The following is a 14,680-nucleotide window of genomic DNA, read 5'->3' as shown; positions in this document are numbered from 1 at the left end:
TGTGGAAAACGACTTAGGTATCGGCTCCCCTACGGGTCCGTACACCTGAGGTCGGACATGGATCGAGCCGTTGGGCTGACGACCGCCGTGACGCACGCCACTACCGTCGAAGCGTGACTGTGATCGCCACCGAAAGCCTCAGCAAGCGGTTCCCCCGGGTGACCGCCCTCGACCGGCTCTCCCTGGACATCGGGCCCGGTGTGACCGGACTGGTGGGTGCCAACGGAGCCGGCAAGTCCACGATGATCAAGATTCTTCTCGGTCTGTCCCCGGCCACGGAGGGCCGGGCCGAAGTCCTCGGACTCGACGTCGCGACCTCCGGTGCCCAGATCCGCGAGCGCGTCGGCTACATGCCGGAGCACGACTGCCTGCCGCCCGACGTCTCGGCGACCGAGTTCGTCGTCCACATGGCGCGCATGTCGGGGCTGCCCCCGACGGCCGCGCGCGAGCGGACCGCGGACACCCTGCGCCACGTCGGCCTGTACGAGGAGCGCTACCGCCCGATGGGCGGCTACTCGACCGGCATGAAGCAGCGGGTGAAGCTCGCCCAGGCCCTGGTCCACGACCCGCAGCTGGTGCTGCTCGACGAGCCGACCAACGGTCTCGACCCCGTCGGCCGCGACGACATGCTCGGCCTGATCCGGCGGGTGTGGACGGACTTCGGCATCTCGGTCCTGGTCACCTCCCATCTGCTCGGCGAGCTGGAGCGCACCTGCGACCACGTCGTCGTCATCGACGGCGGACGGCTCCTGCGGTCCAGCTCCACCAGCGACTTCACCCGGTCCACCACGACCCTCGCGGTCGAGGTCACCGACTCCGACACCCACCCCGACGGCACGGAGGCGCTCCGCGCCGCCCTGAGCGCCGCCGGTGTCACCCTCCACGCGGGCGTGGAGGACGGGCTGCCCGGCGCCGGGCACATCCTGCTCCTGGAGGCCTCCGGCGAGGAGACCTACGACCTCGTCCGCGACACCGTCGCCGGGCTCGGCCTCGGACTCGTGCGCATGGAGCAGCGCCGCCACCACATCGCCGAGGTCTTCAAGGCCGACGACCAGCAGCAGGAGGAGGTGCCGGCCCGATGAGCTCCCCGGCTCCCGACACCACCCGAATCCACAACATCGGCTACCGCAAGTACGACGGCCCGCGCCTGGGCCGTGCCTACGCCCGCCGGTCGCTGTTCTCCCAGTCCCTGCGGGGCGCCTACGGACTCGGCCGCAGCGCCAAGTCCAAGGTGCTGCCGATGATCCTCTTCGCGGTGATGTGCGTGCCCGCGCTGATCATCGTCGCGGTCGCGGTCGTCGGAAAGCAGAGCAAGCTGTCGATCGAGTACACCCAGTACGCGATCTACCTCCAGCTCGTGATCTCCATCTACGTGGCGGCGCAGGCCCCGCAGTCGGTCTCCCGCGACCTCCGCTTCCGCACGGTGCCGCTGTACTTCTCCCGCCCGATCGAGCGCGTGGACTATGTCCTCGCGAAGTACGGCGCGATGGCGTCGGCGCTGTTCGTCCTGACCGCCGCCCCGCTGCTGATCCTCTGGGTCGGCGCGCTGCTCGCCAAGCTCGACTTCGCCGAGCAGACCAAGCTGTTCGGCCAGGGGCTGGTCTCCGTGGCGCTGCTCTCGCTGCTCTTCGGCGGCATCGGCCTGGTCATGGCGGCCCTCACCCCGCGCCGCGGCTTCGGCGTCGCCGCGGTCATCGCCGCACTCGTGATCTCCTACGGAGCGGTCTCCACCCTCCAGGGCATCGCCTACGGCACCGACAACGTCGGCGCCGTCAAGTGGATCGGGCTCTTCTCGCCGCTCACCCTCATCGGCGGCGTGCAGTCGGCCTTCCTCGGCGCGCCCACCCCCTTCCCCGGCGGGGAGGCCGCGGCGCCCGGCGCCGGCGTCGGCGCGGTCTATCTGCTGGCCGTCCTCGCCCTGATCGCCGGCTCGTACGGCGTCCTGATGCGCCGCTACCGAAAGGTCGGGCTGTGACAACCCTGAACATCGACCACGTCTCGCGCTGGTTCGGCAACGTCGTGGCCGTCAACGACGTCACCATGACCATCGGCCCGGGCGTCACCGGTCTCCTCGGCCCCAACGGCGCCGGGAAGTCCACCCTCATCAACATGATGGGCGGCTTCCTCGCCCCTTCCACCGGCACCGTCACCCTCGACGGGACGACGATCTGGCGCAACGAGTCGGTCTATCGGCAGATCGGCGTCGTGCCCGAGCGCGAGGCCATGTACGACTTCCTCACCGGCCGCGAGTTCGTCGTCGCCAACGCCGAGTTGCAGGGCCTCGGTGACGCCGAGGCCCGGCGGGCCCTCGCCACGGTGGAGATGGAGTACGCCCAGGACCGCAAGATCGCCACGTACAGCAAGGGCATGCGGCAGCGCGTGAAGATGGCCTCGGCCCTCGTCCACGAGCCGTCCGTGCTGCTGCTCGACGAGCCCTTCAACGGCATGGACCCGCGTCAGCGCATGCAGTTGATGGACCTGCTGCGCCGGATGGGCGCCGAGGGCCGCACGGTGCTGTTCTCCTCGCACATCCTGGAGGAGGTCGAGCAGCTCGCCTCGCACATCGAGGTGATCGTGGCCGGACGGCACGCGGCCTCCGGCGACTTCCGCCGCATCCGCCGGCTGATGACCGACCGGCCGCACCGCTATCTCGTCCGCTCCAGCGACGACCGTGCCCTGGCGGCGGCGCTGATCGCCGACCCGTCGACGGCCGGCATCGAGGTCGACCTCGTGGACGGCGGACTGCGCGTCCAGGCCGTGGACTTCGGCCGGTTCACCGCACTGCTGCCGAAGGTCGCCCGGGAGCGCGGCATCCGGCTCCTGACGGTCTCGCCCTCGGACGAGTCCCTCGAATCCGTCTTCTCGTATCTCGTAGCGGCCTGAAAGGAGCCTGACAGATGTACAACCCCACCGTCGCACGGCTCACCTACCGGGCCCTGCTCGGCCGCCGCCGGGCACTGATCCTCTTCGCGCTGCCCGCCCTGCTGCTCGTGATCGCGGCGGCGATCCGTGCCTTTAACGGCGCCGACGACCAGGTCGCCGCCGACGTCCTCGGCGGATTCGCGCTCGCCACGATGGTGCCGTTGATCGGCGTGATCGCCGGCACCGGCGCGATCGGACCGGAGATCGACGACGGCTCGATCGTCTATCTCCTCTCCAAGCCGGTGAAGCGGCCGACGATCATCTTCACCAAGCTGATCGTCGCGGTCGCGGTGACCATGGTGTTCTCCGCGCTGCCCACCTTCCTCGCCGGGCTGATCCTCAACGGCAACGGGCAGCAGGTGGCGGTCGCCTACACCGTGGCGGCCCTGGTGGCCTCCATCGCCTACAGCGCCCTCTTCCTCCTCCTCGGCACGGTCAGCCGGCACGCCGTCGTCATCGGCCTGGTCTACGCCCTGGTCTGGGAGGCCCTGTTCGGCTCGCTGATCTCGGGCGCCAAGACGCTGAGCGTGCAGCAGTGGGCGCTGGCCCTCGCCGAGAAGGTCACCGGAGACGGACTGATCTCCTCCGAGGTCGGCCTGTCCACGGCGGTGGTGCTGCTCGCGGCCGTGACGGTCGCGGCCACCTGGTTCGCGGGCCACAAGCTGCGCACGCTCACCCTGGCGGGCGAGGAGTAGCGGGCGGCCTCGCGGCCCGGGATCGTCCGCGTCCTCAGACCGTACGGTTCCGGGCCGCCAGCAGGCCCACCGCCAGCGCCGCGGCGCAGACGCCGAGGACGGCGGTGATCGGCAAGGTCCAGGAGCCGGTGGCCTGGTGGAGGGCGCCGGCGGCCAAGGGCCCCACCGCGGCGAGCAGATAGCCGACGGTCTGGGCCATCCCGGAGAGCCGGGCCGCCGTCACCGCGTCGCCCGAGCGCAGCACGATCAGGGTGAGCGCGAGGCCCACCGCCCCGCCCTGGCCCACCCCGAGGACCGCCGCCCAGAGCCAGGCGCCCTGCACCGGCGCGATCATCAGTCCCGCGTACCCGGCCGCGACCAGCGTCGTGACCAGCACGATCAGCGGGCGCTGGCTGCGCATCCGCCCGGCGAGCAGCGGGACGGCGAAGGCGCCCGCGACCTGGATCAGGTTGTTGAAGGCGAAGACGACACCGGCCGTGGAGCGGCTCATCCCGTGGTCCGTGAAGATCGTCGGCATCCAGGCGATCAGGACGTACGACCACAGCGACTGCAGGCCCATGAACAGGGTCACCTGCCATGCCAGCGCCGACCGCCACACCGACCGGGCCGGCACCGCGCCGGGGCCCGTGGCCGCCCGCGCTCCGTGCCCCGAACGGCCCCGGGCGACCAGCACCTGCGGCAGCCAGGCGACGGCCGCGACCACCGCGAGCAGCGACCAGAAGCCGAGCGAGGCCCGCCAGCCGCCCAGCGCCCGCTCCAGCGGCACCGAGGAGGCGGCGACGACCGTGGCGCCCGCGATCATCGCGCCCGTGTAGACGGAGGTCATCGACGCGGCCCGGTCGGGGAAGTCCCGCTTGATCAGGCCCGGCATCAGCACGTTCAGCAGGGCGATGGCCGTGCCGACCAGCACCCCGCCGTAAGTGAGCGCCGCCGCCGACGGCAGGACCCGCACCAGGATGCCGCCGCCCAGCAGCAACAGGGCGGCGAACAGCACCCGTTCGGCGCCGAGGCGCCGGCCGAGCCAGGGCGCCACCAGCGCGCCGAGACCCAGGAAGAGCACCGGCACCGAGGTCACCAGGGAACTCGCGGCCGAGGACAGCCCGTACGCCTCCGCCAGCTCCCCCACCAGCGGCGACACGCTCGCCAGCGCGGCCCGCATGTTCAGCGAGGCGAGCACGATGCCGACGAGCAGCAGGACCGGGTGGGCGAGCGGCGCGCGCCGCCCGGCCGTCGCGACGGAGGAGAGCCGGCCTCCTGCCTCGACGGCACGGGCCCCGACCCCCACGGGCCTGACCCCCGCCTGGGCGGCCCGGCCCCCGGCCTCCGTGTCGAGCAGCGGCTCGGTGTCCGAGGGCGTCACCGCGACCCCGCCTTCGCCGCTTCCGCCGCTTCCGCCGCCAGCGCCGCCACCGTCTCCATCGGCACCCGCAGCAGCTCGCGCGCCCCCGCCTCGGCCGCGTCCGCGTCCCCCGCCTCGATGGCCGCGACGAGGGCCTCGTGCGCGTCGATGTCGACCGGCGGCATCGCGCGGTCGCCGAGCGCGTGCACCAGGACCTCGTGCACCTGGGCGGAGAAGAAGCGGTAGACCTCGCGGAAGGCCGTGTTGTGGGTGGCCTCGACGACCGCGAGGTGGAAGGCGAGGTCGGCGTCCGCGTCACGGTCGCCCTCCTCACGCAGGCCCGTGAGCGCCGCCCGCAGCCGCAGCAGGTCGTGGGTGTCCCGGCGGACCGCGGCGAGCCGGGCCGCCTCCGCCTCCAGGGCGACCCGCAGCTCCAGCACGTCCCGGGCGCCCGCGTGCCGTACGCCGTGCAGCACGGCCGCCGGGTCGGCGGTCGACCTGACGAAGGTGCCGTTGCCCTGCCGGGACTCCAGGAGCCCGGAGTGGACCAGCACCCGGACGGCCTCGCGGACGGTGTTGCGGCCCACGCCGAGCGTCTGGGCCAGCTCGTGCTCGGTGGGGATGCGGTCGCCGACCGCCCACGCGCCCTCGGCGAGCTGGGCCCGCAGCTGCTCCACGACCGAGTCCACCAGCGAGGTGCGTCCCGCCGCCTTCAGTGCCATGTCCGTACACCCTCATTCATCCGCTTGCCCAGTCATCCTACAACTGACGCTCCGGCGCTCCGGGACTACTGTTGCCTCGTACGTGGACTCGCTGGACTCGTACGCGACCGAACACCCTCACCACCCTCGGGAGTCAGTCATGTCAGACCGCTTCGACGTCGTCGTACTCGGAGCTGGCCCCGGCGGCTACGTCGCCGCCATCCGCGCCGCCCAGCTGGGCAAGCGGGTCGCGGTCGTCGAGGAGAAGTACTGGGGCGGTGTCTGCCTGAACGTCGGCTGCATCCCCACCAAGGCGCTGCTGCGCAACGCCGAGCTGGCCCACATCTTCAACCACGAGGCCAAGACGTTCGGCATCAAGGTCGACGGCACCGTCTCCTTCGACTACGGCGAGGCGTTCCGCCGCAGCCGCACGGTCGCGGACGGCCGCGTCAAGGGCGTCCACTTCCTCATGAAGAAGAACGGGATCACCGAGTTCGACGGCCGGGGCACCTTCCTCGACGCGAACACCCTGCAGGTGGCGAAGTCCGACGGCACCACGCAGACGATCACGTTCGACAACTGCATCATCGCCACCGGCGCCACCCCGCGGCTGCTGCCCGGCACCTCGCTGAGCGACCGCGTCGTCTCCTACGAGCAGCAGATCCTCGCCGAGGACGCCCCGAAGTCGATCGTCATCGCCGGCGCCGGCGCGATCGGCATCGAGTTCGCGTACGTGCTGAACAACTACGGCACCAAGGTCACCATCGTCGAGTTCCTCGACCGGATGGCCCCGCTGGAGGACGAGGAGGTGTCCAAGGAGCTGGCGAAGCAGTACCGCAAGCTCGGCATCGACGTCCTCACCTCCACCCGCGTCGACGCCATCGACGAGTCCGGCCCGCAGGTCCGCGTCACCGTCACCGCCAAGGACGGCACGAGCAAGGTCCTGGAGGCCGACAAGGTCCTGCAGGCCATCGGCTTCGCGCCGAACGTCTCCGGCTACGGCCTCGAGAACACCGGTGTCGCCCTCACCGAGCGCGGCGCCATCGACGTCGACGGCCGCTCCCGCACCTCCGTGCCGCACATCTACGCCATCGGTGACGTCACCGCGAAGCTGATGCTCGCGCACACCGCCGAGGCCATGGGCGTGATCGCCGCCGAGACGATCGCGGACGCCGAGACCATGGAGCTCGACTACGCCATGATCCCGCGCGCGACCTACTGCCAGCCGCAGATCGCCAGCTTCGGCTACACCGAGGCGCAGGCCCGCGAGAAGGGCTACGACGTCAAGGTCGCCAAGTTCCCGTTCATGGCGAACGGCAAGGCGCACGGCCTCGGCGACTCGACCGGCTTCGTCAAGATCGTCGCCGACGCCAAGTACGGCGAGATCATCGGTGCCCACCTGATCGGCCCGGACGTCACCGAACTGCTGCCCGAGCTCACCCTGGCGCAGCAGTGGGACCTCACCGTCCACGAGGTCGCCCGCAACGTCCACGCCCACCCGACGCTGGGCGAGGCCGTGAAGGAAGCGATCCACGGCATCGCCGGACACATGATCAACTTCTGAGGTTTCCCGAGGTCTCCCCCTCATGTCCCGCGCCCCGGGTGGCGAACCGTCCCGGCCGATCAGGTCGTGGGTGCGTTCGTCACCCGGTACGCATGTGTGGCTCGCCGTCATCGCGCTCACCAGCCTGGTCATCGCGCTCTCCTCGGACGGCCTCGAGCACGCCCTGCTGCACCGCCACAGCAGCAATCTGTACGAGCTCTCCCGCCACCCGCTGCGCGCGCTGCTGGGCAGCGCCTTCTGGATCGAGGACCCGCGGAGCCTGCTGCTCTACGTGGTGCTGTTCGAGGTCTTCCACGCGCCGGTGGAGCGGTGGCTCGGCACCCTCGGATGGCTGGCCGTCGTCGCCACCGCGCACATCGCGGCCACCCTCATCAGCCAGAAGGTGGTCCTGGAGGCGATCCAGGACCACGACGTGCCGCGCAGCATGGCCCATGTCGTCGACATCGGGGTGAGCTACGGCCTCGCCGCCTCGGTCGGCGTCCTCACCTACCGCCTCGCCCGGCCCTGGCGCTGGTTCTACCTCGCGGGTGCGGTCGCCTTCTTCGCCGTCCCGCTGGTCACCCAGCACACGTACACCGACCTGGGCCACGCGATCTCGCTGGTCGTCGGGCTCGCGTTCTGGCCGCTGACCCGGACGGGGCCCGGACGAAAACCGCTGGTGGGGCCGGGGCGGCCGGGCGCACACTGAGGGGGTACGGGAACGGGGCGGCCGCTTCGAGCGCGCGGAGGCGAACCGCGCGGGCCGCCCCGCTCCACGTACCTCCGGTGCGTTCTACGCCTGGAGCAGACGCTCCAGGACGACGGCGATGCCGTCCTCCTCGTTCGAGGCCGTGACCTCGTCGGCCACCGCCTTCAGCTCCTCGTGGGCGTTGGCCATGGCCACGCCGTGGGCCGCCCAGCCGAACATCGGGATGTCGTTGGGCATGTCGCCGAACGCGATCGTCTCCGCGGCCTTCACCCCGAGCCGGCGGGCGGCGAGCGACAGACCGGTGGCCTTGCTCAGGCCGAGCGGAAGGATCTCCACGATGCCCGCGCCCGCCATGACGACGTCGACGAGGGCGCCGACGGTCGCGCGGGCGATCCGGGTCAGCTCGTCGTCGCCGAGCGTCGGGTGCTGGACGTACAGCTTGGTCAGCGGCGCCGACCACAGCTCCATGGGGTCCTCGTACGGCAGGTAGGGCAGCGGGCCCTCCTGGACCCGGTAGCCGGGGCCGATCAGGACCTCGCCCTCCAGCCCGTCGCGGCTGGCGGCCACGGCCAGCGGCCCGACCTCCGCCTCGATCTTGGAGAGGGCGAGCCCGGCGAGCTGCCGGTCGAGGGTGAGCGAGGTCAGCAGCCGGTGCTCGCCGGCGTGGTAGACCTGTGCGCCCTGTCCGCACACCGCGAGCCCCTCGTAGCCGAGGTCGTCGAGGATGTGCCGGGTCCAGGGCACCGCCCGGCCGGTGACCACGATGTGCGCGGCGCCCGCCGCCGTCGCGGCGGCGAGCGCGTCCCGCGTACGGTCCGAAACGGACTCGTCGGCCCGCAGCAGCGTGCCGTCGAGGTCCGTCGCGACCAGGCGGTAGGGGAAGGAACTCACTTGGAGATCGGCTCCAGGACCTCACGGCCGCCGAGGTAGGGGCGCAGCACCTCGGGCACCCGCACCGAGCCGTCGGCCAGCTGGTGGTTCTCCAGGATCGCCACGATGGTGCGCGGGACGGCGCACAGCGTGCCGTTCAGGGTGGCCAGCGGCTGCACGACCTTCTTGCCGTCCTTGTCGTCGCGCAGGCGGACGGACAGACGGCGTGCCTGGAAGCTGTCGCAGTTGGACGCCGAGGTCAGCTCGCGGTACTTGCCCTGGGTCGGGATCCAGGCCTCGCAGTCGAACTTGCGCGAGGCGGAGGCGCCCAGGTCGCCGGTGGCGACGTCGATCACCTGGAACGGCAGCTCCAGGGAGGTCAGCCACTGCTTCTCCCAGTCCAGGAGGCGCTTGTGCTCGGCCTCGGCGTCCTCCGGAGCGACGTACGAGAACATCTCGACCTTGTCGAACTGGTGGACGCGGAAGATGCCGCGGGTGTCCTTGCCGTACGTGCCGGCCTCGCGGCGGAAGCACGGCGAGAAGCCGGCGTACCGCAGCGGCAGCTTGTCGGCCTCGATGATCTCGTCCATGTGGTACGCGGCGAGCGGGACCTCGGAGGTGCCGACCAGGTAGTAGTCGTCCTTCTCCAGGTGGTACACGTTCTCCGCGGCCTGGCCGAGGAAGCCGGTGCCCTCCATGGCGCGCGGGCGGACCAGCGCGGGGGTGAGCATCGGGATGAAGCCGGCCTCGGTGGCCTGGGCGATCGCCGCGTTGACGAGGGCGAGCTCCAGGAGCGCGCCGACGCCGGTCAGGTAGTAGAAGCGCGAGCCGGAGACCTTGGCTCCGCGCTCGACGTCGATGGCGCCGAGCGCCTCGCCGAGCTCCAGGTGGTCCCTGGGCTCGAAGCCCTCGGCCGCGAAGTCGCGGATGGTGCCGTGCGTCTCGAGGACGACGAAGTCCTCCTCGCCGCCGACGGGCACGTCCGGGTGGACGAGGTTGCCGAGCTGGAGCAGCAGCGCGCGGGCCGTCTCGTCGGCCTCGTTCTGCTCGGCCTCGGCGGCCTTGACGTCGGTCTTGAGCTGCTCGGCCTTCTGGAGGAGCTCGGCGCGCTCCTCGGGGGAGGCCTTGGGGATCAGCTTGCCGAGCGCCTTCTGCTCGGAACGGAGCTCGTCGAAGCGGACGCCGGACGACCTGCGCCGCTCGTCGGCCAAGAGCAGGGCGTCGACGAGCGCGACGTCCTCTCCACGGGCGCGCTGGGAGGCGCGAACACGGTCGGGGTCCTCACGGAGCAGGCGAAGGTCAATCACCCCACCAGGCTACCGGTGCGGCTGGTACGGGCCCTACCCGATATAGCAATGCGTGTCGCTTTGCCCGAATTGCTTTGTTTTTCGAGGATTTCGCTCGGAGGTAAGGCGAAGAGTGGGCGAAGAGTTATCCACAGGGTGTGCGAAAGATCTGTGGACGATGATGATCGTCGATCTTCGCGGTCATTTTCCCACCCCTTCGAGTGGGAATTGCTCTCCCCAAGAGTGGCCTTTCGGACCAGGGGTGACAGCGATTTGTCGACCCGGTTCCGCGCGCTTGTCGACTTGTCCTCAGGCCGGGCGGCGCCCCTGTGGATAACTCTGTGGATCAGGCCCGGCCGTCCTGGACCCGGGCCAGCCAGTCGGACGCCTCGGTGAACTCCGCGTCCGAGGTGCCGCGCCGCAGCGCCCGTACGTCCTCGACCGCGACGCCCGCCCGCGGATACGAACCGAGGAACCGCACCTTGGGACAGATCCGCTTCAGACCCATCAGCGCCTCGCCGACCCGCCGGTCCGCGATATGCCCCTCGGCGTCGACGGCGAAGCAGTAGTTTCCGATACCCGCACCGGTCGGCCGCGACTGGATCAGCATCAGGTTGACCCCGCGCACCGCGAATTCCTGGAGGAGTTCCAGCAGGGCGCCGGGATGGTCGTCGCCCAGCCACAGCACCACGGAGGTCTTGTCCGCCCCCGTCGGCGCCGCGGGGCGGGCCGGCCGGCCCACGAGCACGAACCGCGTCTCCGCGTTCTCGGCGTCGTGGATCTCGGTGACCAGGGCCTCCAGACCGTAGGTCGCCGCCGCGAACTCGCCCGCGAAGGCCGCGTCGAAGCGGCCCTCCTGCACCAGCCGGGCCCCGTCCGCGTTCGAGGCGGCCGACTCCCACACCGCCTCCGGCAGATGGGCCCGCAGCCAGTTCCGCACCTGCGGCTGGGCCACCGGATGCCCGGTGACCGTCTTGATCTCCGAGAGCGTGGTCGCGGGCCGTACGAGCAGCGCGAAGGCGATCGGCAGGACCACCTCGCGGTAGATCATCAGCGGCTCGCCCGAGGCCAGCTCGTCGATCGTCGCGGTCACGCCGCCCTCGACCGAGTTCTCGATCGGCACCAGCGCGGCGGCCGCCTCGCCGTTGCGCACGGCGTCCAGCGCGGCCGGCACCGAGACCATCGGCACGAGCTCCCGCGTCGCGGCCTCGGGCAGCGTACGCAGCGCGGCCTCCGTGAAGGTGCCTTCGGGACCGAGATACGTATACCGGGTGGCTGACATACGGTCACCCTAATGGCAGCCGGTCCGCCACGGCCTCCGGTCAGGACTCGAGCAGCCGCTGCCCCACGTACTCGCCCTTCGCGGCCCCGCCCGGCACCGCGAACAGACCGCTCGACTCGTGCCGGATGAACGGGGACAGGGCGTCGCCCCGGTCGAGCTTGCGCTGCACCGGGACGAAGCCCCGCAGCGGGTCCGCCTGCCAGCAGACGAAGAGCAGCCCGGCGTCCGGCGTCCCGTCCGGCCCGATGCCGTCGTGGAAGGAGAACGGCCGGCGCAGCATCGCCGCCCCGCCGTTCTGTTCGGGGGCGGAGATCCGGGAGTGGGCGTTGTCGGGGATGACGGCCTTGCCGTCCGGGCCGATCCGGTCCAGATCCAGCTCGGTGGTCTCCGTTCCGCCGGTCAGCGGCGCACCGTCCGCCTTCCGCCGGCCGATCACCTTCTCCTGCTTGTCCAGCGGCAGCCGCTCCCAGTCGTCCAGGAGCATCCGGATCCGCCGGACGACCGCGTACGAACCGCCCGCCATCCAGTCCTGTGCGCCGGGCGCGCCCTGCTGCACGAAGATCCGCCGGTCGAAGTCGGGGTCGGACGGCTTGGGGTTGCCGGTGCCGTCGACCTGGCCCATCAGGTTCCGCGCCGTCATCGGCCGGGCCGTGGCACCGGCCGAGCGGTTGAAGCCGTTCATCTGCCAGCGCACCCGGGCCGCCCCGGCCGCGTCCTTCTGGAGCGCGCGCAGCGCGTGGAAGGCGACGAGCGCGTCATCGGCGCCGATCTGTACCCACAGATCGCCCTCCGAACGCTTCGGGTCGAGGGCGTCGGAGGAGAAGGCGGGCAGCGGGTCGAGCTGCGTCGGACGGCGGGCGGTCAGCCCGGTGCGGTCGAAGAAGGTGCGGCCGAAGCCGAAGGTGACCGTCAGGGACGACGGGCCGGCGTCCAGGGCGATGCCGGTGTCGTCGGTCGACGGCTCGCCCGCCATCAGTGCCCCGGCCGTGGCCGACCAGCGGCGCAGCAGCGCGGCGGCCTCCTTGCGGCCCGCGCCCGGGACGAGGTCGAAGGCGACCAGATGGCCACGGGACTGAAGCGGAGTGGTGATCCCCGCTTGATGTTTCCCGTGAAACATCACCTCGGTCGAACCGACCGTGGTGAGGGCGGGCGAGCCGGAGGAGGAGGCGCCGTCGGACGTCGCCGCGGAGATGCCGACGCCGCCGGCCGCGCCGATCACCAGTCCGGCCGCGCCGGCCGCCCCGACGGTGCCGAGCACACGACGCCGGGAGATCTCCAGCCTGTCCTCGTTCTCCGGGTCCTCGGACCGGGTCTCTGTCTCTGTCTTGCTCACGGGATCAGCCGATCTTCACGTTCTTCTCGATGGTGGTCTGGTCGATGTCGGAGGTGCGGATGGTCACCTGCATCAGCCACTCGCCCGACATCGGCAGCTGGACGCCGCTCGCCGTCCAGTGTCCGGTCTGGATCCGGTCCGGCAGCACCGGCAGTGGGCCGACGTCCTTCTCCGCGAGGGTGAAGGCCAGCTTCACCTCGGGGACGTCCAACGCCCGGCCGTTGGGCCGCAGCACATAGAGGTGCAGCGCGTTGGCGCCGGTCCGGCCCGGGTCGAGGGTGATCTGCACGGTGCCCTTGCCGTCGACACCGCCGGTGTCGAAGGGCAGCCGGACGTCGATCGGGCGGTCGGGGACGGCGGCCGCGCCGGCCGTGGAACCGCCCTTGCCCGCCTCCACCTCGGTGCGGGCGGGCTCGGTGGAGGTCAGTACGGTCGTCACCGCGAGCAGGACGACGGCGACGGCCGCCTCCGTGAGCACGGAACGGCGTAGTCCGGCCCGCTCCGGGTCGGCGTCCCGCTCCTTCTTCCGCCGCGCGACGGCGACGGCGGCACGCTGCCGCGCGAGCTGCTCGGCCCGCTCGGGGTCGACCGCGCCCGAGGGCTCCTCAGGGGCCCCCTCCGAAGCCTCGTCGGCGGCCTCGTCCGAAGGCTCCTCGTCCGGGCCGGTCTTCTCCTCCGAGGGCTTTTCCTCCGGACCCGCCTCCGGACCCGCCTCCGGACCCGCTTCCGGACCCGCCTCCGCCTCCGCCGTCGGCTCGCCGAGCCGCCGCACCCAGCGCCGCGACACCCAGCCGATGCCCACCAGGACCGCGACCAGACCGATCTTGACCAGGAGCAGCTGCCCGTAGCGGGTGTCGGTCAGCGCCGACCAGGTGCCGACCTGCCGCCAGGACTGGTAGATCCCGGTGACGGCCAGGACGACGACGGAGCCGAACGCCATCGTCGAGTAGCGCTCGACCGCCGAACGCTCCATCGGCGGGCCCCACTGGAGGGCGACGAGCAGGGCGGTCAGACCGCCGAGCCAGGCCGCGACCGCCAGCAGGTGCAGGATGTCGACCGGCATGGCGATGCCCGGCTGCAGCCCGGTCGAGGCGTGCTCGGCGAGCGCCCACGTACCGGCGATGCCGGCCGCGACGACGGTGCCGCCGATGGCGAGCCCGAACGTGAGGTCCCGGTGCTCCTTCTCGTCCGACCGCCGGGCGTACGCGCCGAACAGCACGGCCACGAAGAGCGCCGCCGCGCCGAGCAGCAGCAGCCGCGAGGAGAGCGCGGCCCCGGTCTTGGTCTCCAGGACGGCCCGCAGCCCGTCCAGGTCGAAGACGTCCCCGAGCCGGCCCGTGCGGGTGTACGGGTGACGGAGCAGCAGCAGCGCGAGGGTGGCCCCGGTCAGTGCGAGCCAGCCCCGGACCACCAGCCGCTGCACCGGGCGCACGGCGGCCCCGCGCGGCCAGCAGACCAGGACGAAGGCGCCGCCGCCGACGAGGACGACGAAGGCGCCGTACGCGAGGTAGCGCGCGATCCCGTACAGCGCGCCGACCAAGCCGCCGCCCACGTCCGTGTCGGGCAGGGCGACGGAGGTCTTGGAGGGCGCCCCGACGGAGAAGGTGAAGGCGCCGGCGATGGGATGGCTGTCGGCGGAGACGGTCTGCCAGGCCACGGTGTAGGTGCCGTCGGGCAGTCCGGGCCGCAGGGCGACCCCGTAGCGGACGATCGAGCCGCTGCACAGGTCGCGCATCTCGCCGGTGTCGACCCGCTTCCCCGCCGGGTCGAGGACCCGGATGGAGTCGTCGCTCATGGCGACCTGCTCGGAGAAGGTGAGGTTGACCTCCTTGGGGGCGGTGGCGACCACCGCCCCGTCCTGCGGGTCGCTGCCGGTCAGCGCCGCGTGCGCGGACGCGGGGCCCGCCGTGGCGAGCAGCGTGCCCAGGAGCGCGGCGGCGACGAGCAGCAGCCGGGCGAGGGCCGGCCCGAGGCGCGGGGCGGTGGTCGTCATGGGTTCT

The 14,680-nt window shown here is 71.8% G+C and carries 13 protein-coding genes; 6 read left to right on the top strand and 7 right to left on the bottom strand.

The features are described 5' to 3' along the window. The first annotated feature begins 119 nt into the window (after window positions 1-119). From ACFY7C_RS25940 to ACFY7C_RS25925, 4 genes are read left to right on the top strand one after another with little or no spacing between them, the layout of a single operon-like run. Window positions 120-1,082, top strand: a complete 963-nt coding sequence (locus ACFY7C_RS25940; protein WP_389655650.1) for an ABC transporter ATP-binding protein — start codon at window positions 120-122, stop codon at window positions 1,080-1,082. After that, window positions 1,079-1,975 carry an ABC transporter permease gene (locus ACFY7C_RS25935; protein ID WP_389654768.1) on the top strand — a complete coding sequence of 299 codons (897 nt, stop codon included), beginning with the start codon at window positions 1,079-1,081 and terminating at the stop codon, window positions 1,973-1,975. The genes ACFY7C_RS25940 and ACFY7C_RS25935 overlap by 4 nt, the downstream gene beginning before the upstream one ends. Next, a complete protein-coding gene (locus tag ACFY7C_RS25930; protein ID WP_389654766.1) occupies window positions 1,972-2,883 on the top strand; it encodes an ABC transporter ATP-binding protein in 912 nt (303 codons plus the stop codon). Before ACFY7C_RS25935 ends, ACFY7C_RS25930 begins: the two co-directional genes overlap by 4 nt. Window positions 2,884-2,897: 14 nt before the next feature. Next, on the top strand, window positions 2,898-3,617 hold the full coding sequence (locus tag ACFY7C_RS25925) for an ABC transporter permease (protein WP_389654764.1): 720 nt from the start codon (window positions 2,898-2,900) through the stop codon (window positions 3,615-3,617). A gap of 34 nt (window positions 3,618-3,651) precedes the next feature. Here ACFY7C_RS25925 and ACFY7C_RS25920 read toward each other — a convergent pair whose 3' ends face one another. Next, entirely contained in the window at window positions 3,652-4,902 is a 1,251-nt protein-coding gene (locus ACFY7C_RS25920; RefSeq protein WP_389655648.1) for a CynX/NimT family MFS transporter, read from the bottom strand. Window positions 4,903-4,973: 71 nt separating this feature from the next. Next, a complete protein-coding gene (locus ACFY7C_RS25915) occupies window positions 4,974-5,678 on the bottom strand; it encodes a FadR/GntR family transcriptional regulator (RefSeq protein WP_389654762.1) in 705 nt (234 codons plus the stop codon). Window positions 5,679-5,817: 139 nt separating this feature from the next. Here ACFY7C_RS25915 and lpdA point away from each other — a divergent pair, with 139 nt between their 5' ends. Next, entirely contained in the window at window positions 5,818-7,221 is a 1,404-nt protein-coding gene (gene lpdA / locus ACFY7C_RS25910; protein ID WP_389654760.1) for a dihydrolipoyl dehydrogenase, read from the top strand. 22 nt (window positions 7,222-7,243) lie between these two features. After that, window positions 7,244-7,909, top strand: coding sequence for a rhomboid-like protein (locus ACFY7C_RS25905; protein WP_389654758.1), 666 nt, complete (start codon window positions 7,244-7,246; stop codon window positions 7,907-7,909). A gap of 84 nt (window positions 7,910-7,993) precedes the next feature. Here the strand turns inward: ACFY7C_RS25905 and ACFY7C_RS25900 are convergent, their stop codons facing one another. The 5 genes from ACFY7C_RS25900 to ACFY7C_RS25880 all read right to left on the bottom strand — a co-directional run bounded on the left by ACFY7C_RS25900 (window position 7,994) and on the right by ACFY7C_RS25880 (window position 14,673). Further along, window positions 7,994-8,800 carry an HAD family hydrolase gene (locus ACFY7C_RS25900; protein WP_389654756.1) on the bottom strand — a complete coding sequence of 269 codons (807 nt, stop codon included), beginning with the start codon at window positions 8,798-8,800 and terminating at the stop codon, window positions 7,994-7,996. After that, complete coding sequence (serS, locus tag ACFY7C_RS25895) at window positions 8,797-10,086, bottom strand: serine--tRNA ligase (protein WP_389654754.1); 1,290 nt, start codon at window positions 10,084-10,086, stop codon at window positions 8,797-8,799. Before serS ends, ACFY7C_RS25900 begins: the two co-directional genes overlap by 4 nt. A gap of 325 nt (window positions 10,087-10,411) precedes the next feature. After that, window positions 10,412-11,347 carry a prephenate dehydratase gene (gene pheA / locus ACFY7C_RS25890; RefSeq protein ID WP_389654752.1) on the bottom strand — a complete coding sequence of 312 codons (936 nt, stop codon included), beginning with the start codon at window positions 11,345-11,347 and terminating at the stop codon, window positions 10,412-10,414. Window positions 11,348-11,387: 40 nt separating this feature from the next. Continuing rightward, on the bottom strand, window positions 11,388-12,680 hold the full coding sequence (gene efeB / locus ACFY7C_RS25885) for an iron uptake transporter deferrochelatase/peroxidase subunit (RefSeq protein WP_389654750.1): 1,293 nt from the start codon (window positions 12,678-12,680) through the stop codon (window positions 11,388-11,390). Between the two features lie 4 nt (window positions 12,681-12,684). Next, complete coding sequence (locus tag ACFY7C_RS25880) at window positions 12,685-14,673, bottom strand: copper resistance protein CopC (protein WP_389654748.1); 1,989 nt, start codon at window positions 14,671-14,673, stop codon at window positions 12,685-12,687. Window positions 14,674-14,680 lie beyond the last annotated feature (7 nt).

Source organism: Streptomyces sp. NPDC012769 (genome assembly GCF_042901205.1).
GTDB lineage: Bacteria > Actinomycetota > Actinomycetes > Streptomycetales > Streptomycetaceae > Streptomyces.
The sequence above is the reverse complement of the archived record's forward strand: the minus strand, read 5'-3'. Positions and strand labels throughout refer to the sequence as shown.

Excerpts from the sequence above, each read along its gene's own strand:
- ACFY7C_RS25935 (WP_389654768.1), top strand. The coding sequence starts at position 1,079 with ATGAGCTCCCCGGCTCCCGACACCACCCGAATCCACAACATCGGCTAC.
- lpdA (WP_389654760.1), top strand. The coding sequence starts at position 5,818 with ATGTCAGACCGCTTCGACGTCGTCGTACTCGGAGCTGGCCCCGGCGGC.
- pheA (WP_389654752.1), bottom strand. The coding sequence starts at position 11,347 with ATGTCAGCCACCCGGTATACGTATCTCGGTCCCGAAGGCACCTTCACG.
- ACFY7C_RS25880 (WP_389654748.1), bottom strand. The coding sequence starts at position 14,673 with ATGACGACCACCGCCCCGCGCCTCGGGCCGGCCCTCGCCCGGCTGCTG.
- ACFY7C_RS25915 (WP_389654762.1), bottom strand. The coding sequence starts at position 5,678 with ATGGCACTGAAGGCGGCGGGACGCACCTCGCTGGTGGACTCGGTCGTG.
- ACFY7C_RS25905 (WP_389654758.1), top strand. The coding sequence starts at position 7,244 with ATGTCCCGCGCCCCGGGTGGCGAACCGTCCCGGCCGATCAGGTCGTGG.
- ACFY7C_RS25925 (WP_389654764.1), top strand. The coding sequence starts at position 2,898 with ATGTACAACCCCACCGTCGCACGGCTCACCTACCGGGCCCTGCTCGGC.